We start from the raw sequence: 19,345 nt of genomic DNA on the forward strand, positions 1-19,345 counted from the left end.
AGAAAATGCGCTTCGGCCGAGACTAGTCCCGACTGCGCGAACGAGCGGAGAATAAGCATGCTTTCAGCGAAACCTAGGGAAGTTGATGTTTCCGAGACCATCTATTCCTACCTCTCGCAGCGTTTTCCCGCTCATGCCCCGTTTTCCGCAGATACGCAATTGCTCGAAGGCGGCGTGATCGATTCGCTCGGTTTTCTCGAACTGATGATCTTTCTCGGCGAAGGTTTCGGCATCATTCTCAATGATGAACATTTCACCCCGGAAAATCTCAGCACGCCGGCCGATCTGATTGCCTTCGTCACGCAGGAACGGCGCAGATGACAACCCACATCCTGCTGCACCACCTGCTCACCGCGCGGGCGGAAAGCGGCGATGAGGCGCTTGTCTACAAAGATAAATCACTGAGCTATCGCGAATTTTCCGAAGCGGCCGCACGTTGCGCGGCGGCATTGCAGGAGGCAGGAACGGAGCGCGGCGACCGCGTCGTCATCTTCCTGCCGCGCGGCATCGAGGAATGCTGGTCGATCTTCGGCGTGAGCATGGCCTCCTGCGTCTTCGTGCCGGTCAATGCACTTTTGAAGGCGCAGCAAATCCGCCATATCGTGGCGGATTGCGGTGCAAAAATCGTCATCAGCAGTGCTACGATGATGGATGAGCTGAACGCAGCTGTGGAAGACCTGCCCGAGGTCACTGTGCTGCTGGCGGAACAAGTCGACCGCCGCCCGCCCGTGCCTGCCAAAGTCTCGCCGGCAATTGGCGAGGACCTTGCAGCAATCCTCTACACATCCGGCTCCACCGGCTCGCCCAAGGGCGTGATGCTGTCGCACCGTAATCTTCTGGCCGGAGCGCGCATCGTGCGCACCTATCTGGAGATCACCGGAAAAGACCGCATTCTCTCCATTTTGCCCTTCAGTTTCGATTACGGCCTGAACCAGCTGCTGACGGCGGTGGAACAGGGTGCGACCACTGTTATCTCCACCTTCAAGCTCGGCGATGATATTGTCAGGGACTTGCGCGACCATGCCATTACCGGGCTTGCTGGCGTGCCGACCGTCTGGGCGATCCTGACCAGGGCCGCGCCGTTGCTTGCGAAGACGCCACTGCCGCAGCTGCGCTACATCACCAATTCCGGCGGACGCGTGCCGCAGGAAACCGTGAGGGCGTTGCGCGAAAAGCTGCCGGACACCAAAATCTACCTGATGTATGGCCTCACCGAAGCCTTCCGCTCGACTTTTCTGCCGCCTGATGAAATCGACCGCCGCCCGACATCCATCGGCAAGGCCATTCCGGAATGCGAAATCTTCATCGTCACCGATAAGGGACAGAGGGCAAAACCGGGCGAACCCGGCATTCTCGTGCATCGCGGCCCGACCGTTTCGCTCGGTTACTGGAACCGGCCGGAAGATACCGCCAAGGTGCTGCGCCCTCACCCTTTCATTCCGGCTGCACGCGGTGGCGAGACCGTGTGTTATTCCGGCGATCTGGCAGTGGAAGACGAGGACGGCTTTTTCAGCTTCGTTGCCCGCAACGATGCGATGATCAAATCGTCAGGCTATCGCATCAGCCCGACCGAGGTGGAAGAAAGCCTGATGTCGACAGGCCTTTTCCAGCAGGTCGCCGTCATCGGCCTGCCCGACCCCTTTGCGGGCGAGAAGGTGCATGCCGTGGCAACCGCCGCCAACGAGAATATCGATACTTCGGTAGCGCTCAAGAAAGCCGCCGAAATGCTCGCCCCCTTCATGATCCCGCGCGCCATCGAACTGGTCGACCGGCTCCCGGTCACAGCCAATGGCAAGGTGGATTACCGCGCGTTGGTGCGCGAACGGACGGACAATGGCGCCCACGGATAAACCCCAAAGCCACGGCCCTGCCCTTGCCGCCGCGCAATTCGCAGTCAACGAAAACGATCTTGTCATCGGCGGCCGTGCCGTGCGCGATATCGTCACCGAGACCGGAACGCCGTGTTTCCTTTATGATGCCAGCGCCATGCGCCGCGCTTATCGGGATCTCGCAACCGCGCTCAGCGGCTTTGCCGATATCTACTATTCGGTGAAGGCAAATCCCCTGCCCGCCATCATTTCGCTGTTCCGCAACGAAGGCGCCGGCGCGGAAATCGCCTCAGTCGGCGAATATCGCGCCGCCATCAAGGCAGGTATGCCACCGGAAAAGATCATTTTTGCCGGTCCCGGCAAACGCCAGGCCGAATTGCTTGAGGTGATCGAGAGCGGCATCGGCGAAATCCATATCGAAAGCGCCGAGGAAATTGCCCGTATCGAAGCGATCGGCAGAGAGGTCAAGGCCTCGATACGCATCAACCCGGTGCCGGATGCGCAGGCCGGCGCCATGCGCATGGGTGGCAAGGCCACCGCCTTCGGTTTTGACGAGGAAGAACTCGAAAACGTCCTGCCGCTGTTCGAGGACATCAGGCATATCAATCTCGTCGGTGTCCATATTTACGGTGGCACGCAAATCCTCGATGCCGACATGCTTGTCTCCCAATGGAGACACTCCATTTTGCTTGCGGCGCGCATGGCCGAAATGCTCGGCAGGCCACTTGAAACCATCGATCTCGGCGGCGGCCTCGGCATCCCCTATTTCGCCGGAGAAACGCCGCTCGATCTTGCAGCGGTAAGCGCCGCCATTCCCGATCTCAAGGCCTTGATGCAGGAGCATCCGCTGATTGCGAATGCCCATGTCATCGTCGAACCCGGCCGCTTCCTCGCCGGCCCCGGCGGCATCTATGTAGCGGAAGTCAATTCGGTAAAGACCTCACGCGGCACCACCTTCGTGGTGACGGATGGCGGCATGCACCACCATCTGGCAGCCTCCGGCAATCTCGGCCAGATCGTCAAGCGCAACTACCCCATCATCGCACCGGCCATGATGCAGGCAGACTATGAGGAAACGTCAACCATCGTCGGCCCGCTCTGCACGCCGCTCGACACGCTGGCCCGAAATGCAGTCCTGCCGAAGCTGAAGGCTGGCGATCTCCTCGCAATTCTGCAATCGGGCGCCTATGGCGCCACCGCCAGCCCCGTGGGTTTTCTAAGCCATTCGGCGGCGAAGGAAGTGCTGGTTGAGGATGGGGCGTTTGAGGTGATAGGACGCTGAGGATGTGTGGTCGCGAAACCCGTAGCCGGCTTTCCTAAGGGCACACTTTTGGCTGCTTACCTCGGAGCCTCCTCCAACCTCCCTCATTCCTGTGCTTGTCACAGGAATCCAGTCGACGCACGTCCGTGCGGCGGGAAGAGTCTTATCGACCCAAGGACTTGGGCTGGCTGGATTCCTGTGACAAGCACAGGAATGAGGGAAGTGAGTGTCGTCGCCGATAAAGCAAGCCTAACCCCACGCAACGTACCGATCACCGCCGCAACAACCTGTCCCCAACCGCAAACTTGGATTTCAGCAGACACTCATCATATTCCGCCTCGGCATCCGAATCGAAAACGATGCCGCCGCCGACGTTGAAGACCGCGCGGCCGCCATCGAACAGGGTCAGCGTGCGGATCGCCACCGAAAAGCGCATCTCACCATCAGGAGACATGAAGCCGATCGCGCCGCAATAGGCGTCGCGCGGCGTCTGTTCCAGTTCGCGCAGGATCTTCATGGCCCACATTTTCGGCGCGCCGGTCACCGAACCGCAGGGAAACAGCGCCGCAAAAATATCCTCCACCGTAACGTCAGGCAAAAGCTTCGCGCGCACATGGCTGACCATCTGGTGCACGGTTGGATAGGTCTCGATATCGAACAGTCGCGGCACATGGAGGCTGCCGACCTCGGTGATGCGGGAAATATCGTTGCGCAGGAGATCGACGATCATGCGGTTTTCGGCAAGCGTCTTCTCATCCTCAAGCATCGCCGCGATGATCGCCCCGTCCTCTTGCGCATTCGCGCCGCGCGGCGTCGTTCCCTTCATCGGATGGGTTTCGATGAAACCTTCGCCGTCCACCGAGAAAAACAGTTCCGGTGAGCGCGACAGGATCACCGGTCCACCGAGATCGACCAGCGCGCCATATTTGACCGGCTGGCGCGCGACCAGCGACCAGAAAGCCGTGAGCGGATCGCCGCTCCAGCGGGCGTGAACGGGCATCGTCAGATTGCCCTGATAACAGTCGCCGCGACGCAGATGCCCGTGCAGCCGCTCGAAGCGCTGGCAATAGTCTTCAAGGCTCCATGCGGGCGCGGGATCGGACAGAAACGCATCGGCATCCGGCAGACTTCCGGGCCGCGCAAATCGCTCCTCATCCGGTTGTGGGCCGGAAAAGACGCCGAAGCGAAGGAACGGCACGTTGCGAGGCTCGGCAGCAAAGTCCGCAAGTTTCGGCTCGAACAGGAAACCCGCCTCGTAGGACATATAGCCGGCAAGGTATTTCCCGGCGCGGCGCAGCTGCTCCATGCGTTTCAGCGCCGCGAAAAACGCCTCTGGCTCATCCGCGACGATGATCTCCTCCGGCTCGGTGAAGGCTGTCACCGTGCCGGTCGTGTCATCCCGGAAAAGAACGTAAGGCGCATGTGCCAAGGAAAGCGTCCGAACAGGAGAAAGGGTCGGGAAAAATCAGATCGGGTCTATGTCGCCCCTCGCCCACATCTCTATGGTTTCAGCATAAAAATCAGCGAAACGGCCTTCCTCGATCGACTTGCGGATACCCTGCATCAGCTCCTGATAATAGGCAAGATTGTGCCAGGAGAGCAGCATGCCGCCCAGCGCCTCGTTGGAGCGCGTGAGATGATGCAGATAGGCGCGGGAATAATCACGCGAGGCCGGGCAGTTTGACTGCTCATCGAGCGGCCGCATATCCTCCGCATGGCGGGCATTGCGGATATTGACCCTGCCGCGACGGGTGAAGGCAAGCCCGTGACGGCCGGAACGGGTCGGCATCACGCAGTCGAACATGTCGATGCCGCGCGCCACCGATTTCAGAATATCGTCAGGCGTACCGACGCCCATCAGGTAACGCGGCTTTTCGGTGGGCAGCACCGGCAGCGTGATGTCGAGCATGCCCAGCATCACATCCTGCGGCTCGCCGACGGCAAGGCCGCCGACAGCGTAACCCTTGAGATCAAGCTGCTTCAGCCCTTCGGCGGAGCGAATGCGCAGATCCGGCTGGTCGCCGCCCTGCACAATGCCGAACATGGCCTTGCCGGGCTGTTCACCGAAGGCGACGCGGCAACGCTCCGCCCAGCGCAGCGACATTTCCATGGCGCGCTCGATTTCCTTCCGCTCGGCCGGCAGCGCGATGCATTCATCGAGCTGCATCTGGATGTCCGAATCAAGCATGCCCTGAATTTCGATCGAGCGTTCCGGCGACATATGGTGCAACGAACCGTCCACATGGCTCTTGAAGGTCACACCCTTCTCGTCCAGCTTGCGTAGTCCTGAAAGCGACATGACCTGGAAGCCACCGCTGTCGGTGAGGATCGGATGCGGCCAGCGGATAAGCTCATGCAACCCGCCAAGCCTTGCCACGCGCTCCGGGCCGGGCCGCAGCATCAGGTGATAGGTATTGCCGAGAATGATATCGGCCCCGAGCTCGCGCACCTGGTCGAGATACATGGCCTTGACAGTACCGACAGTGCCAACAGGCATGAAGGCAGGTGTGCGGATGACGCCGCGCGGCATGGCGACTTCGCCAAGGCGGGCGCCGCCGCTCGTGGCTTTCAGGGTAAAGGTGAATTTGTCGTGCATCAGTTCTTCCGGAACAACAGGCTTGAATCGCCATAGGAATAAAAACGGTATCCGGTTTCGATGGCATGCGCATAAGCGGCACGCATCGTCTCGAGACCGCAAAAAGCCGAAACGAGCATGAACAGCGTCGATTTCGGCAGGTGGAAATTGGTCATCAGAATATCGACCGCGCGGAAACGGTATCCGGGCGTGATGAAGATGCCCGTCGCGCCCGACCATGGCTGAATGACGCCATTCTCATCAGTGGCGCTTTCGATAAGCCGCAGCGAGGTGGTGCCGACAGAAACGATCCGCCCGCCGCGCGCCTTGACGGCATTGAGCTTTGCCGCAGTCTCCTGCGAAACATGGCCGATCTCGAAATGCATCTTGTGATCGTCGGTATCGTCGGCCTTAACTGGAAGGAAGGTGCCTGCCCCTACGTGAAGCGTCACGAAATGCCGCTCGATGCCGGCTTCGTCCAGCGCCGCAAACAGATCGGGCGTGAAATGCAGGCCGGCGGTGGGTGCGGCAACGGCGCCCTTCTCGCGGGCATAAATTGTCTGGTAATCGGTCTGGTCCTGCGCATCTTCCGGGCGCTTCGCGGCAATATAGGGCGGCAGTGGGATATGGCCGACGGAGGCGATCGCCTCGTCCAGAACCGGGCCGGAAACGTCGAAAAGCAGCGTGATCTCGCCCTCCTCACCCTTTTCCTCGACGGTGGCCTCCAGATGGGCAAGGCCGCAGGCATTGTCGCGCTCATAACCGAAACGGATGCGGTCACCCTGCTTGATGCGCTTGCCGGGCCGCGCGAAAGCCTTCCAGCGCGACTGGTCGGCGCGCATGTGCAGCGTGGCTGAAACTGCCGTTTCAGGCGCACCTTCGCGCAGCCGCACGCCTTCAAGCTGGGCTGGAATGACGCGGGTGTCGTTGAACACCAGTGCGTCGCCGGGCTTCAGGAAGGAAGTCAGGTCGGACACGATGCGGTCTTCCATGTGGTTCGCATTCGGATCGACCACGAGAAGACGCGCACTATCGCGCGGGTTCGCAGGACGAAGCGCGATATTCTCCTCGGGCAGATCGAAATCGAACAGGTCTACACGCATTGCAAGGGCTCTCGAAATATCAAAACCCGCCCTGCATGGCATGGGGCGGGTGGTGGGTGATGACAAGGCTTCCGACTACACTCGACGTCATCCTCGGGCTTGTCCCGAGGATCTAACCACGTTGACGTTGTGGATCGTTAGATCCTCGGGACAAGCCCGAGGATGACGTCTGAGAGGTTGGCGCCATCATCAATGTGAAACGCCCCGCAGTTTCCTGCGGAGCGGGTAAACACTTTATACGCTATTATCAGGCCGCCGAAGCAAGCTTCATCGAAACGATCGAATCGGGGTCCTTCACAGGCTCGCCGCGCTTGACCTTGTCGATGGCTTCCATGCCTTCGATGACCTGGCCCCACACGGTGTACTGCTTGTTCAGCCACGGTGAGTCGGTGAAGCAGATGAAGAACTGCGAGTTGGCGGAGTTCGGGCTCTGCGAACGGGCCATCGAGCAGGTGCCGCGAACGTGCGAAATAGCCGAGAATTCAGCCTTGAGGTCAGGCTTCTCGGAGCCGCCCATGCCGGCGCGGGCCGGGTTGAAGCTTTCCGAACCCTTCTTGCCGAACTTCACATCGCCCGTCTGGGCCATGAAGTCTTCGATGACGCGGTGGAACACGACGCCGTCGTAAGCGCCTTCCGATACCAGTTCCTTGATACGGGCAACGTGGCCCGGAGCAACTTCCGGAAGCAGCTGGATCACGACCTTGCCGGTCGTCGTTTCCATGATGATGGTGTTTTCCGGATCCTTGATCTCGGCCATGATTATTCTCCTCTGTTCGGGCTCTATTGCCCTACCTTACTTCTTGCCGACGGTGACCTTGATCATCCGGTCGGGGTTGGAAACTTCGCCATTGCCGCCGGCGCCGCGCTTGATCTTGTCCACGGCTTCCATGCCGGACACGACCTTGCCGACCACGGTGTACTGGCCGTTCAGGAACGGACCGTCGGCAAACATGATGAAGAACTGCGAATTGGCGGAATTCGGATCGCTGGAACGGGCCATGCCGACAACGCCGCGCGTGAACGGTGTCTTGGAGAATTCTGCCGGAATGTCGGCCATGTCAGAGCCGCCGGTGCCGGCGCGCTGGGCGTTGAAGCCCTTCTCCATGTTGCCGTACTGCACGTCGCCGGTCTGCGCCATGAAACCGTCGATGACGCGGTGGAAGGCCACGTTGTCATAGGCGCCCTTTTTCGCCAGCGCTTCAATCTGCGCCACGTGCTTGGGCGCGACTTCCGGCATCAGTTCGATGACGACGGGGCCGTCCTTCAGTTGGACGGTCAGGAATTCGGCAGCCGAAGCGAAGGTGCTGGCGGCAAGCGCGCCCGCAAACAGGGCGCCGGCAAAGGCAAATCGAACGAGTTTCATTGGATTGGCTCCGGAATGTGAGGCTGAAGTCAGCGCTTCAGCTTGGCGTTGAGGGCTTCAAGCACGGCTTTGGGAACGAAGACATCCACATTGCCGCCCATGGCGGCGATCTGCCGGACCAATGTGGCTGTAATGGGTCGCGACGACGTACCCGCCGGCAGGAACACGGTCTGTATATCAGGTGCCATCTGGCGGTTCATGCCGGCCATCTGCATTTCATAATCGAGATCGGTGCCGTCACGCAGGCCGCGTAGAAGAAGGCGCGCGCCATGCTGGCGGGCTGCATCGACGACCAGATTGTCGAAGGAAACGACCTCCACGCGCGCCGCCTCACCGGGCAGGCTTTCGGAAAGTGCCCGGCTTATCAGCGTCGCCCGCTCCTCGAAGCTGAACAGCGGTGCTTTTCCGGGATGGATGCCGACGGCGACGATGACTTTGGACGCCACGTTCAGCGCCTGGATAAGCACATCCAGATGTCCGTTGGTCATCGGATCGAAGGATCCTGGATAAAAGGCAATCGTCATATCGCTCTCAAGTGGTGGGCGTTATGTGCCGCCTTTTGTCATGGAGATGGACGCGGCGCAAGACTTTTACAACCCGGACGCTCTCCCGGTGCGGCCTGAACAACGGATGAATGCGCCGTTCAGTGCGGTTTCAGGGCTCATTTATATAAATACACGGCATCGGGAAACCGAAATGCCCCTCACCTCGTTAAGCCCCCGGAGAAATGAAAATGCTGGCCTTTATGATCGTCTTTTCGGTCATCGCATCATTCGCAGCCGAGTATCTTTTCCTCGAATGAGGCCAGTCGACGGTTTCCTGAACGCCAGATGAACAAGCCATTCAAGGAAGTTTCACAGGCGCGATGCTAATCGATTTTTAAGGTTGACGCGGAACATGATTGGACGTGGCGCGTTAATATCAAACCAAAGGAACAGACAGATGTTTGTAAGAGAAAAACAGTCTACTTCGGCGAAAATCAGCGTCATCAGCACCGCCTGGACAGTACTGGTCATCGCAATGGTAGCAACAACGTTTAGCCTTTATGATCAGAAGCCTGCCGCACAGGGACCGGACTATCCACAGATGACCGCCCGCTACCAGTCCATGACCTATTACTGATGAGGAACTAGGATTTCCTCGCTACCAACGGAGATGATATCATGTTTACATTCCTGACTCTGCTTCTTGCCTTGATCAGCATCATGTTCGTGACATCGATGATCTCCGCCGTTGCCGAGATGCGACGGGAAGACGAGGAATTCAAGGCCTCGGTGAGACGCAACCGCGCGTTCTGACCGCAACCATCAGGCTTAGCCGCCTTTCAGAATATGATTCTCCGCAACCGCCTGGACGCTCCGGGCGGTTTTATTTTGCCGCCTTAAGGGCCGATATGGTGAAGATGAAGGCGTAAAAACCTTGCCCCAATCACATAAGCGTTTTCAAAACCCCGTTTTTCCAAGGCAAATTCCCTTCAATTTCCCATTGGATTGATTTAAGGAACGCCGATACGTTGCGGGCCGGACGGCTGGCGACCGCAATGACGTTCCTGTGAGGTTTGCATAACGATGCTCGATTCCCTGAGAAATGCTTCTCGAACCATGGCAGCCAAGCTGCTGCTTCTCCTGCTTGTTGTTTCGTTTGGCGTCTGGGGCGTCTCCGCATCACTCGTCACCTCCAATTCGAATGCGGTCATGACCGTCGGCGACCAGACGGTCAGCCCGCAGGAATTCCGCCTCGCCTATCAGCGTCAGGTTTCCGACCTCAGCCGCCAGTTCGGCGCGAGACTGACGACCGAACAGGCCAAGGCCTTCGGCATCGACCGTCAGGTGTTCAGCCAGCTTGCGGCGGGTGCCTCGCTTGACGAACTGGCTTCGAAGATGAATCTCGGCCTTTCGGAAGACCGCCTCGCCAATCTCATTGCCGAAGACCCGGCCTTCAAATCGGTTAATGGCCAGTTCGATCGCACCCTGTTCACCGAACGGCTGCGCAATTCCGGCCTGCGCGAAGACGACTATATCAAGGAACGCAGCAAGGTCGCGGTCAGAAGCCAAATCGTTGAAGCCGTTTCCGATGGTTTCAAGGCGCCGCAGGTATTGGTGGACGCACTCAAGCAATACCGCAACGAACAGCGCTCGGTCGACTACGTCATCCTGTCCAACGCCGTCATTGCGCCGGTCAAGGCGCCGGGCGACGACGTGCTTGCCCCATGGTTTGAAACCAACAAGGCGAAATATCGCGCGCCCGAATTCCGCAAGTTCACCTATGTGAAGCTGGAACCATCGGACATTGCCGATCAGGCTTCGGTGACGGATGCGCAGATTGCCGACTATTACAACAGCCACAAGGACAGCTTCCGCACCGCCGGTCGCCGCACCGTCGAACAGCTGACCTTCCCGGAAAAGGAAATGGCAGAAGCCGCCGCAGAGCAGATCCGCCTCGGCAACACCACCTATGATCAGGTGGTTAAGGATCAGGGCAAGACCGCCTCCGACGTGACGCTTGGCGAATTCACCAAGGACACGATCCCCGACCAGTCGATTGCCGATGCTGCTTTCGCCGTCCAGAAGGATGGCGGCGTGTCTCCGGTCGTGGCAGGCTCCTTCGGCCCGGTCATCCTGCGCATCACCGGCATCAAGCCGGAAACCACCCGCACGCTGGAAGAAGCGAAAGAGGACATCCGCAAGGACCTCGCCACCGCAGCAGCAGCCGAAGAAGTCACCAATGTGCATGACCGTTACGAAGACCTGCGTGCCGGCGGCTCCTCGCTTGCCGATGCGGCAAAGCAGCTGAACCTCAAGCCCGTCACCATCGACGCCATCGATGCCGCCGGTCTTGATGCAAAGGGCGACGCCATTCAGGACCTGCCCTCGCCGCAGCTTGCCCAGGAAGTCTTCAAGACCGAACCCGGCACCGAAGCCCTGCCGATCAATCTCGGCCGCGAAGGCTACATCTGGTTCGACGTCGATCAGATCATCCCTGCCCGCGACCGCACGCTTGCCGAAGTGCGCGACGATGTCGTGGCCGACTGGACGGCAGAGCAGCAGCGCACGGCGCTTGCCACCAAGGCCGACGAGCTGAAGGCACGCGTCGAAAAGGGCGAGACACTAGCAGCGGTGGCTGGCGAACTCGGCCTTGCCGTCGAGCAGAAATCTGGCCTGCGCCGCACCAGCGAGGACGCGATTTTCGGTCGCCAGACGATCACGGCGGTATTCTCCGGCGCTGAAGGCATGACGGGCACCGCGGCAGACGCCGATGGTTCCAGCCGCATCCTCTTCAAGGTCACGGCAGTCGACACCAACGCGCCTGCCGATGCGCTTGCCAATGACGATCAGCAGTTCGCCGCCATCGCCCGCGCGGCCGGCGACGACATGCTCGACCAGATGGTCAACCGCCTGCAGAACGACTACGGTGTGACCATCAATCAGGCCCTCGCCGATCAGGCGATGGTCGGCTTCTAACCGGGGGGCGGAAACGATGGCCGAACTGAAACCGCTGATCGCAAAGGTCGCAAACGGGGAAAGCCTGAACCGTGAGGAATCCCGGGCCGCTTTCGACATTCTGATGTCGGGCGAAGCTACCCCGTCGCAGATCGGCGGTTTCCTGATGGCACTGCGCGTGCGCGGCGAGACGGTGGACGAAATTGTCGGCGCCGTCTCCTCCATGCGCGCGCGCATGCTGCCGGTTTCGGCCCCCGAAAATGCCATCGACATCGTCGGAACCGGCGGTGACGGCATCGGCACATACAATATCTCGACGCTCGCCTCGATCATCGTTGCCGGCACGGGCCTTCCGGTTGCCAAGCACGGTAACCGGGCGCTGAGCTCCAAATCCGGCACGGCGGATGCGCTGTCCGCGCTTGGCGTAAAGCTGGATATCGGCCCTGATCTCATTGCCCGCTGCATCAGTGAGGCGGGACTCGGCTTCATGTTCGCGCAGCTGCACCATTCCGCCATGCGCCATGTCGGTCCAAGCCGCGTCGAACTTGGCACGCGCACCATCTTCAACCTGCTCGGCCCGCTTTCCAACCCGGCGGGCGCAAAGCGCCAGTTGCTCGGCGTCTTTTCGCCGCGCTGGCTGGTGCCGCTTGCCGAAGTGCTGCGCGATCTCGGCTCGGAAAGCATCTGGGTCGTACATGGCGACGGCATGGATGAAGTCACGACGACAGGCGTCACCCATGTGGCGGCGCTTGAAAACGGCAAGATCCGCACCTTCGACCTGACGCCGAAGGATTTCGGTGTTGAACCTGCTTCCATGGAAGACCTCAAGGGCGGCGACGGCATTGCCAATGCAGCGGCACTTCGCGAGGTTCTGTCCGGCAAGCGCAACGCCTATCGCGACGTATCGCTATGCAACGCCGCAGCAGCCCTCGTCATTGCCGGCAAGGCCGAAACGCTTGGCGAGGCGATGACGACCGTGAGCGAAGCGCTCGACAGCGGCGCGGCGGCAGCAGCGCTTGACCGTCTGGTCGCCGTCTCCAATGAAACAGTCTCCGGGCAGGCCGACAATTAAAAGGAATGAGAGCGAAACCATGAGCGACATTCTGAAAAATATCGAGATCTACAAGCGCGAGGAAATCGCCGCCGCCAAGGCCAGGGTTTCACTTGCCGATCTCAAGGCGATGGCCGCCGGCCAGACTGCGCCGCGCGGTTTTTACAAAGCGCTGCGGACAAAGCAGGCTGAGGGCAAATTCGGGCTGATTGCCGAAATCAAGAAGGCCAGCCCCTCCAAGGGGCTGATCCGCCCGGATTTCGATCCGCCGGCACTGGCCGCCGCCTATGAGGCTGGTGGCGCCGCCTGTCTTTCCGTGCTGACGGACACGCCGAGCTTTCAGGGTGCGCCGGAATTTCTGACGACTGCCCGCAATGCCTGCGCGCTGCCTGCACTGCGCAAGGATTTCATGTTCGACACCTATCAGGTGCATGAGGCCCGCGCCTGGGGCGCGGACTGCATCCTGCTCATCATGGCGTCTCTTTCCGACGATGAGGCGAAACGCCTTGAAGACGAGGCTTTTTCACTCGGCATGGACGTGCTGGTCGAGGTGCATGATGCGGAAGAAACCGAACGGGCGCTGAAGCTCGCCTCGCCGCTTCTCGGCATCAACAACCGCAATCTGCGCACTTTCGAGGTCAGCCTCGAAACCAGCGAGAAACTGGCGGGCCTCGTGCCCGCCGATAAGCTGCTGGTCGGCGAAAGTGGAATCTTCACCTATGAGGATTGCCAGCGCCTCGAAAAGAGCGGCATCAGCACCTTCCTAGTCGGCGAAAGCCTGATGCGCAAGGACGACGTGGCGGCGGCTACCAAAACCCTGCTGACCGGCCAATCCGGCGTTCTGGCGGCGGAATGATGCGCCGATGAGCGAGGCGACAAAGCTCACCCATATCGATGCGAGCGGCGAGGCCCATATGGTCGATGTCGGCGACAAAGCCGAGACCATCCGTGTCGCCGTTGCCGAAGGCTTTGTGAAGATGAAGCCGGAAACGCTGGCGCTCATCCGCGATGGCAATGCCAAGAAGGGTGACGTCATCGGCACAGCCCGGCTCGCAGGCATCATGGCAGCCAAGCAGACGGCCAACCTCATTCCGCTCTGCCACCCGCTGATGCTGACCAAGGTAGCGGTGGACATTATCGAAGACGCCGCCCTGCCCGGCCTGCGGGTGGAGGCCATGGTGAAGCTTTCCGGCAAGACCGGCGTGGAGATGGAGGCGCTGACCGCCGTGTCCATCGCCTGCCTGACCATTTACGACATGGCCAAAGCCGCCGACAAGGCGATGGAGATCGTCAATATCCGCCTTCTCGAAAAGAGCGGCGGCAAGTCGGGCGATTTCCGGCGACAGGAGACCTGAATGAAGCCACTGCTGCCCGTGGATGAGGCCGTAACGCGCCTTCTGGAGGCGGCGGTTCCGGTGGTTGACAGCGAGACCCTGCCGCTCGCCGAATGCGATGGCCGCGTCCTTGCGGCTGACCTTGCGGCGCGTCTGACCCAGCCGCCTTTCGATGCCTCTGCCATGGACGGCTATGCGCTGCGCAGTGCCGATGCGCCACAAATCGGGTCAGTCCTCACCGTCATCGGCCAGGCTGCCGCAGGCCACGCTTTCCCGGGCACGGTGGGTAAAGGCGAGGCCGTGCGTATCTTTACCGGCGCACCGGTGCCAGCGGGTGCGGATGCCATTCTCATTCAGGAAGATGCCGAGCTTCTCGGCGAGGGCAAAATCCGCACCGCTTTCGACGTCACCGCCGGGCGACACATTCGCCCGCGCGGACAGGATTTTGCCGAGGGCGACACGGTTTTGAAGTGTGGGCGCGAACTCGGCTTCACCGATCTCACCGTTGCAGCGGCGATGAATCACGCAGCGCTTGCCGTCTATCGCAAGCCGCTGGTCGCGATCCTTGCCACCGGCGACGAATTGCTGCCGCCCGGAAGCACGCCCCTTCCCGCCCAGATCATCGCCTCGAACACCTTCGGTGTCGCCGCACTTGCGCGGGCAGCCGGTGCGGAGGTTCTCGATCTCGGCATCATCGCCGACAACGACACGCTGATCCGCGCCGCCATCGGCAAGGCCGTCGCGGCAAAGGCCGATGTGCTGGTGACGCTCGGCGGCGCCTCTGTCGGCGACCATGATCTCGTTCAGGCGGCATTGAAGGCCGAAGGCATGCAGCTCGATTTCTGGCGCATTGCCATGCGTCCTGGAAAACCGCTGATGGTGGGCGCCATCGATGCCATGCAGGTTCTGGGCCTGCCAGGAAATCCAGTCGCTAGCCTCGTCTGCGGCCTGCTGTTCCTCGAGCCACTGCTCCACAGAATCGCCCGCCGGATTCCGCCGCAACGCGTCACCACGGCCTGGACCGCCACACCGCTGAAGGCGAACGATCACCGGCAGGATTATCTTCGCGCCCGTTTCAGCGCCGATGACAACGGCGCTCTGGTGGCGCAAGCCTATGCCAAACAGGATTCATCCATGATGAACATACTGGCCCATTCCGACGGCCTGATCGTGCGCCCGCCAAATGCGCCGGCAGTTGACGCCGGTGCGGAATGCTCGGTAATTCGGCTTAGAGCCTGACGGGACATATTCCGGCGGCAGACAAAACAACGCATTGTTTCAAAATCTTACGCAATTTCCACCGCAAGTAGTCACAGAAATGAGACGGGCTGCAGCCACTCCTGTTGAGACGACGTAATAAAAACTGTAACGTTGCTGTATCCGGACATGCGCGAAGAAGTTCGTTGCTTATAAGCGGCGTCTTGCCAGATGAAAAACTCCGCGCCTCAACCATCTCCCGACTATCACCCTGCGTTGTTGTGCCGAAATAAATCATCCTAAAATCACTATCGGGATTGACAGAATAAATACGAAGCTGGCACCAAGACGAGCAGTAGAAATCAAAAAACTCCGGAACTTCCTAGAAATGAGAATTACTTATAATTATCAGCTAAATAAGATAAAAATTGCCGAAGATCAAATTTCAGGGAACAAAAATTAGTTTCCCATAAATTAAGCTTTCCAAAACGACCTACATAATAATAATCATAGTCGATAAGCAGACTCACTGGAGTTTCTTGATGAACACGGCATCCACGCCCAAATCCACGGGGCCCGACATCGCCGGGCAGATTGCCTACGCCATGCGGAGCATGGGTGTTTCGCCGATCCCGCGCAACTATAGCCTTTTTTACGAAGCCTATATCGGCTCGAACCCGGCGCTGACGAGGGATCTGGCGGCACTGGGAAACCGGGTGACGCAGGAGGATCTGGACGAACTGTCCACACGGTACGGGGAAGGCAATCCCACGGCCTCGATCGACGACGCGCATGAGAAGCTGCGGCGTGAACTGGAGGCACTTCTCGGAACGCTGAGGCGCGAGCAGTCCTCCATCGAGAACTACAATAGAATTCTTGGCGAAACCCGTCAGCGCATTGACGACAAGACCGTCTCGAGCACGAATATCCTGAAAAATGCGGTCGCGCTGCTGGCCGAGGCCACCGGCTCGAAAATCATCGATGGCGAAAAGGCGTTCAACGACGTCAACCGCCATGCCGAAGAAATGCACCAGGTGCGTCTGGAGCTGGATGAATACAAGCGCATCGCCAACACCGATTCGCTGACGCGCCTTTCCAACCGTCGCGCTTTCGATGACAGGCTGGCCTCCGTCTACAACAGCTCCATCGGCCTGCAATATACGACGCTCATCCTGCTCGACATCGACCATTTCAAGCGGATCAACGATACGTTCGGCCACCCGGTCGGCGACAAGATACTGGCCACCGTCGCCTCCGTCATCCGCGCCAATGTCCGCAAGGATGGCTTCGTCGCCAGAAGCGGCGGCGAGGAATTCGCGATTATTCTTGATGGCAATACGCCGGAAGAAGTCATGGTGATCTGTGAGCGCATCCGCCTGTCGCTGGAAAGCACACCGTTCCGCAATTCAAGATCGGGCGCCGACTACGGTACGGTGACGATCTCGATCGGCTTCGCCTCCGCCTCGCAGGCAAACAATCCGGGCGAACTTTACGGACATGCTGATATGGCACTTTACCACGCCAAGGAAACCGGCAGGAACCGTTCCGTCATTTACGAGGACGGCATGCAGAAGAACTATATCGGCAAGAACTGGCTGATTTATCGGACGTGAGAAGGATGGCGCCGGTCAGGGAGCATATTGAATGCAGTGCTCTCTCCGCCCTCACGCCCCATTACGTGAGCACCTGCTGCTGCGGCAAAAGACACGTCACCACATCGTCTTCGCCGCCCGCACCGCCCATTCGCGATCATAAGTCTCCTGATCGAACTCCGCCTTGGCGGCTTTAAGCAGGCTGCCGGGTGTGGGCAGCGATGTGGGTTCCACGAAGTTGTCTGGGTTCCACAGTTCCGAGCGCATCAAGGCCCTCGCGCACTGGAAATAGACCTCGTCGATTTCGACCACAATGACGGTGCGCGGGTGTTTACCGTCCATTTCGAAGCTTTGCAGCAGATCGGGTTCGACCGAAACGACAGCGCGGCCGTTGATGCGCATCGTCGTATTCGATCCCGGGATCAGGAACATCAGCGCCACACGTGGATCGCGCACGATGTTCAAAAGCGAATCGACGCGGTTGTTGCCGCGCCAGTCGGGCAAAAGCACCGTCCTGTCGTCGGCCACCCTTACCACACCGCCCTTGTCGCCGCGCGGCGAACAGTCCATGCCTTCCGGCCCGACAGTCGCCAGCGCCAGAAATGGCGAAGCCTCGATCATCTGCCGGTATTCGGCGGTCAGCGTGGCTGTCACCTTCGCGATAGATGCCTCGCTTGTGCCATCGTAAATGGCCTTCAATTCCTCAACCGTGCGAATGACCGTCATTGTCGGCTCCAACTCCTGCAATCAATCTGCCACCACCCATAAATCAGGGTGTGTTATTCCTCTGCCGCTTCCGCTTTTTCCCGCTCCGCCCGCTCGCGCGCGGTGCGTGCAGCAACGAGGTCCGCCGGCTGGGAATTGCCGCGGATCAGCGACCGGCCCGCATAAATGCCGCCGACGACTTCCATCGCGAAACGTTCCTCGTCGCGATCGCGGAATTCCTCTACCAGACGGGCAGCATCTTCCCGCTCTTCGCCCATGGCGCCAAGCACTTCCTCGCTGAAATTCATCGCCGATTCCAGCGTCTCGCGGATCTGTTAATCCACGCCGGCCTTCACAAGATCGATTGCGTGGCCACGGTCGTAGGCACGGGCAAGAACGGGAACCAGCGGAAACTCATGCTTGACGATCTCCGCGATCCGCACAGCGGCTTCCTTGTCGTCGACGCAGATCAGCACGGCACGCGCGGTGCTTGCCCCGGCGGCATGCAGGATTTCCGCGCGTGAGCCATCGCCATAATAGACCTTGAAACCGAATTCCGCAGCATCGCGCACGAAGTCGGCATCCTTGTCGATCAGCGACAGCGTGTAACCACGCGCGAGAAGAGGCTGGCTGACGATCTGGCCGAAACGCCCGAAACCGATCAGCAGAATGCTGCCCTCGACATTTTCCGGCACGTCGAGATCATCGGTTTTCGGAACGGCCGCCGGCACCAGCCGGTCGTGCAGAATGACCATCAGCGGCGTCAGCACCATCGAGATGATGATGGTCGCCGTCAGGATGGCGTTGGCTTCGCGGTCGAGGATGCCGGCGCTGACCGCGGCGGAATAGAGCACGAAGGCGAATTCGCCACCCTGTGCCATCAACACGGCCCGCTCCAGACTTTCGCGCCTGGTGGTGCCGAGCGCCCGCGCCACGCCGTAGATCAGGAATGCCTTGAGCAGCATGTAACCTGCGACGCTAACGACCACGAGCTGCCAGTTCGATGCAATGACGGCAAGATCGATCGCCATGCCGACGCCAAGAAAGAACAGGCCGAGCAGAATACCGCGAAACGGCTCGATATCGGCTTCCAGCTGATGGCGGAACGACGATTCGGACAGGAGCACACCGGCCAGAAACGCGCCCATCGCCATGGAAAGACCGCTGACCTGCATCAACAGCGCCGAACCGAGCACCACGAGCAGGGCGGCGGCCGTCATCACCTCGCGCGCGCCGGACGCCGCCAGCAGGCGGAAGAAAGGGTTGAGAAGATAACGCCCGGCCAGAATGAGCGCGCCGACGGCGGCAAGCGCGATGCCGACGGAAATCCAGCGCTCCGAGGGTGTGACGTGCTCACCACCAGCACCGAGGAAGGCAACGAGCGCCAGAAGCGGCACGATGGCGAGATCCTCAAACAGCAGGATGGCGATGATGCGCTGGCCCTTGAGGCTGGACATGCTGTTGCGTTCCTGCAGCATCTGCATGACGATTGCCGTGGAAGTCAGCACGAAGCCGGTACCGGCGACGAATGACATGATGAGCGGAAAGCCGAGACTGACGCCAACCATCGTCAGACCCGCCATACAGACCAGCACCTGCAGCGCGCCAAGCCCGAAAATATCCTGCCGCATGGACCACAGCCGTGAAGGCTGCATTTCAAGGCCGATGATGAACAAGAACATCACCACGCCGAGTTCGGCGATATGAAGGATCGCCTGCGAATCGGAGAAGAAACCGAAGCCATATGGCCCGATCACCAGGCCGGCGGCCAGATAACCCAGCACCGAACCGAGGCCGATGCGCTTGAAAATCGGCGCGGCCACCACGCCCGCCGCCAAAAGCACGACCACCTGGGCCAGATCATTTCCGTTCGCTTCGACCGCCACACATCACCC

At 60.0% G+C, this 19,345-nt stretch carries 18 protein-coding genes and 1 pseudogene; 11 read left to right on the plus strand and 8 right to left on the minus strand.

Features of this window, described 5'->3' with window-relative positions; translation table 11 throughout:
- Nucleotides 1-57: 57 nt before the first annotated feature.
- Genes CRP02_RS19630 through CRP02_RS19640 form a run of 3 tightly spaced genes read left to right on the plus strand, consistent with a single transcriptional unit; the run spans nucleotide 58 to nucleotide 3,111 of the window.
- On the plus strand, nucleotides 58-321 hold the full coding sequence (locus CRP02_RS19630) for an acyl carrier protein (RefSeq protein ID WP_097102743.1): 264 nt from the start codon (nucleotides 58-60) through the stop codon (nucleotides 319-321).
- Complete coding sequence (locus tag CRP02_RS19635; protein WP_097172066.1) at nucleotides 318-1,850, plus strand: AMP-binding protein; 1,533 nt, start codon at nucleotides 318-320, stop codon at nucleotides 1,848-1,850. The genes CRP02_RS19630 and CRP02_RS19635 overlap by 4 nt, the downstream gene beginning before the upstream one ends.
- Nucleotides 1,834-3,111 (plus strand): type III PLP-dependent enzyme, encoded by a 1,278-nt coding sequence (locus CRP02_RS19640; RefSeq protein WP_179784078.1) that lies wholly within the window; start codon nucleotides 1,834-1,836, stop codon nucleotides 3,109-3,111. Before CRP02_RS19635 ends, CRP02_RS19640 begins: the two co-directional genes overlap by 17 nt.
- Before the next feature lie 250 nt (nucleotides 3,112-3,361).
- Here the strand turns inward: CRP02_RS19640 and CRP02_RS19645 are convergent, their stop codons facing one another.
- The 6 genes from CRP02_RS19645 to coaD all read right to left on the minus strand — a co-directional run bounded on the left by CRP02_RS19645 (nucleotide 3,362) and on the right by coaD (nucleotide 8,655).
- A complete protein-coding gene (locus tag CRP02_RS19645) occupies nucleotides 3,362-4,519 on the minus strand; it encodes an aminodeoxychorismate synthase component I (RefSeq protein WP_097172067.1) in 1,158 nt (385 codons plus the stop codon).
- 36 nt (nucleotides 4,520-4,555) lie between these two features.
- Nucleotides 4,556-5,686: a tRNA guanosine(34) transglycosylase Tgt gene (tgt, locus tag CRP02_RS19650; RefSeq protein ID WP_003515541.1), complete on the minus strand. Its 1,131-nt coding sequence runs from the start codon at nucleotides 5,684-5,686 to the stop codon at nucleotides 4,556-4,558.
- Entirely contained in the window at nucleotides 5,686-6,768 is a 1,083-nt protein-coding gene (queA, locus tag CRP02_RS19655) for a tRNA preQ1(34) S-adenosylmethionine ribosyltransferase-isomerase QueA (RefSeq protein WP_065660882.1), read from the minus strand. The genes tgt and queA overlap by 1 nt, the downstream gene beginning before the upstream one ends.
- A gap of 247 nt (nucleotides 6,769-7,015) precedes the next feature.
- Nucleotides 7,016-7,525: a peptidylprolyl isomerase gene (locus tag CRP02_RS19660; protein ID WP_003515547.1), complete on the minus strand. Its 510-nt coding sequence runs from the start codon at nucleotides 7,523-7,525 to the stop codon at nucleotides 7,016-7,018.
- Nucleotides 7,526-7,561: 36 nt separating this feature from the next.
- Nucleotides 7,562-8,131 (minus strand): peptidylprolyl isomerase, encoded by a 570-nt coding sequence (locus CRP02_RS19665; protein ID WP_019566173.1) that lies wholly within the window; start codon nucleotides 8,129-8,131, stop codon nucleotides 7,562-7,564.
- A 29-nt stretch (nucleotides 8,132-8,160) separates the two neighbouring features.
- Complete coding sequence (coaD, locus tag CRP02_RS19670; protein WP_097172068.1) at nucleotides 8,161-8,655, minus strand: pantetheine-phosphate adenylyltransferase; 495 nt, start codon at nucleotides 8,653-8,655, stop codon at nucleotides 8,161-8,163.
- 418 nt (nucleotides 8,656-9,073) lie between these two features.
- Between coaD and CRP02_RS19675 the strand changes: the two genes are divergently transcribed.
- The 8 genes from CRP02_RS19675 (at nucleotide 9,074) to CRP02_RS19710 (ending at nucleotide 16,766) form a co-directional block, all read left to right on the plus strand.
- A complete protein-coding gene (locus CRP02_RS19675; protein ID WP_003515553.1) occupies nucleotides 9,074-9,253 on the plus strand; it encodes a hypothetical protein in 180 nt (59 codons plus the stop codon).
- Nucleotides 9,254-9,294: 41 nt separating this feature from the next.
- Nucleotides 9,295-9,429, plus strand: a complete 135-nt coding sequence (locus tag CRP02_RS28005; RefSeq protein WP_003515556.1) for a hypothetical protein — start codon at nucleotides 9,295-9,297, stop codon at nucleotides 9,427-9,429.
- A 270-nt stretch (nucleotides 9,430-9,699) separates the two neighbouring features.
- Complete coding sequence (locus CRP02_RS19685) at nucleotides 9,700-11,592, plus strand: peptidylprolyl isomerase (RefSeq protein ID WP_097102756.1); 1,893 nt, start codon at nucleotides 9,700-9,702, stop codon at nucleotides 11,590-11,592.
- Between the two features lie 16 nt (nucleotides 11,593-11,608).
- On the plus strand, nucleotides 11,609-12,643 hold the full coding sequence (gene trpD, locus CRP02_RS19690; RefSeq protein ID WP_097172069.1) for an anthranilate phosphoribosyltransferase: 1,035 nt from the start codon (nucleotides 11,609-11,611) through the stop codon (nucleotides 12,641-12,643).
- A gap of 19 nt (nucleotides 12,644-12,662) precedes the next feature.
- Nucleotides 12,663-13,478 carry an indole-3-glycerol phosphate synthase TrpC gene (trpC, locus tag CRP02_RS19695; protein WP_097172070.1) on the plus strand — a complete coding sequence of 272 codons (816 nt, stop codon included), beginning with the start codon at nucleotides 12,663-12,665 and terminating at the stop codon, nucleotides 13,476-13,478.
- Between the two features lie 7 nt (nucleotides 13,479-13,485).
- On the plus strand, nucleotides 13,486-13,977 hold the full coding sequence (gene moaC / locus CRP02_RS19700) for a cyclic pyranopterin monophosphate synthase MoaC (protein ID WP_097172071.1): 492 nt from the start codon (nucleotides 13,486-13,488) through the stop codon (nucleotides 13,975-13,977).
- Nucleotides 13,978-15,195: a gephyrin-like molybdotransferase Glp gene (glp, locus tag CRP02_RS19705; protein WP_097172072.1), complete on the plus strand. Its 1,218-nt coding sequence runs from the start codon at nucleotides 13,978-13,980 to the stop codon at nucleotides 15,193-15,195.
- A 500-nt stretch (nucleotides 15,196-15,695) separates the two neighbouring features.
- The gene (locus tag CRP02_RS19710; protein WP_097102764.1) at nucleotides 15,696-16,766 is read left to right on the plus strand and encodes a GGDEF domain-containing protein; all 1,071 of its coding nucleotides are present in this window, start codon (nucleotides 15,696-15,698) and stop codon (nucleotides 16,764-16,766) included.
- Between the two features lie 96 nt (nucleotides 16,767-16,862).
- On the opposite strand, the gene CRP02_RS19715 is transcribed toward CRP02_RS19710, so the two are convergent.
- Entirely contained in the window at nucleotides 16,863-17,471 is a 609-nt protein-coding gene (locus tag CRP02_RS19715; protein WP_097172073.1) for a pyridoxamine 5'-phosphate oxidase family protein, read from the minus strand.
- Between the two features lie 53 nt (nucleotides 17,472-17,524).
- Nucleotides 17,525-19,336: pseudogene (locus tag CRP02_RS19720) on the minus strand (monovalent cation:proton antiporter-2 (CPA2) family protein).
- Nucleotides 19,337-19,345: the final 9 nt, after the last annotated feature.

The sequence above is a fragment of the Rhizobium sp. AN5 genome (genome assembly GCF_900215255.1).
In the GTDB taxonomy this organism is placed as follows: domain Bacteria; phylum Pseudomonadota; class Alphaproteobacteria; order Rhizobiales; family Rhizobiaceae; genus Agrobacterium; species Agrobacterium tumefaciens.

Excerpts from the sequence above, each read along its gene's own strand:
- CRP02_RS19665 (WP_019566173.1), bottom strand. The coding sequence starts at position 8,131 with ATGAAACTCGTTCGATTTGCCTTTGCCGGCGCCCTGTTTGCGGGCGCG.
- queA (WP_065660882.1), bottom strand. The coding sequence starts at position 6,768 with ATGCGTGTAGACCTGTTCGATTTCGATCTGCCCGAGGAGAATATCGCG.
- glp (WP_097172072.1), top strand. The coding sequence starts at position 13,978 with ATGAAGCCACTGCTGCCCGTGGATGAGGCCGTAACGCGCCTTCTGGAG.
- coaD (WP_097172068.1), bottom strand. The coding sequence starts at position 8,655 with ATGACGATTGCCTTTTATCCAGGATCCTTCGATCCGATGACCAACGGA.
- CRP02_RS19675 (WP_003515553.1), top strand. The coding sequence starts at position 9,074 with ATGTTTGTAAGAGAAAAACAGTCTACTTCGGCGAAAATCAGCGTCATC.
- trpD (WP_097172069.1), top strand. The coding sequence starts at position 11,609 with ATGGCCGAACTGAAACCGCTGATCGCAAAGGTCGCAAACGGGGAAAGC.
- CRP02_RS19685 (WP_097102756.1), top strand. The coding sequence starts at position 9,700 with ATGCTCGATTCCCTGAGAAATGCTTCTCGAACCATGGCAGCCAAGCTG.
- trpC (WP_097172070.1), top strand. The coding sequence starts at position 12,663 with ATGAGCGACATTCTGAAAAATATCGAGATCTACAAGCGCGAGGAAATC.
- CRP02_RS19715 (WP_097172073.1), bottom strand. The coding sequence starts at position 17,471 with ATGACGGTCATTCGCACGGTTGAGGAATTGAAGGCCATTTACGATGGC.
- moaC (WP_097172071.1), top strand. The coding sequence starts at position 13,486 with ATGAGCGAGGCGACAAAGCTCACCCATATCGATGCGAGCGGCGAGGCC.
- CRP02_RS19630 (WP_097102743.1), top strand. The coding sequence starts at position 58 with ATGCTTTCAGCGAAACCTAGGGAAGTTGATGTTTCCGAGACCATCTAT.
- CRP02_RS19635 (WP_097172066.1), top strand. The coding sequence starts at position 318 with ATGACAACCCACATCCTGCTGCACCACCTGCTCACCGCGCGGGCGGAA.
- CRP02_RS28005 (WP_003515556.1), top strand. The coding sequence starts at position 9,295 with ATGTTTACATTCCTGACTCTGCTTCTTGCCTTGATCAGCATCATGTTC.
- CRP02_RS19660 (WP_003515547.1), bottom strand. The coding sequence starts at position 7,525 with ATGGCCGAGATCAAGGATCCGGAAAACACCATCATCATGGAAACGACG.
- CRP02_RS19710 (WP_097102764.1), top strand. The coding sequence starts at position 15,696 with ATGAACACGGCATCCACGCCCAAATCCACGGGGCCCGACATCGCCGGG.
- tgt (WP_003515541.1), bottom strand. The coding sequence starts at position 5,686 with ATGCACGACAAATTCACCTTTACCCTGAAAGCCACGAGCGGCGGCGCC.
- CRP02_RS19640 (WP_179784078.1), top strand. The coding sequence starts at position 1,834 with ATGGCGCCCACGGATAAACCCCAAAGCCACGGCCCTGCCCTTGCCGCC.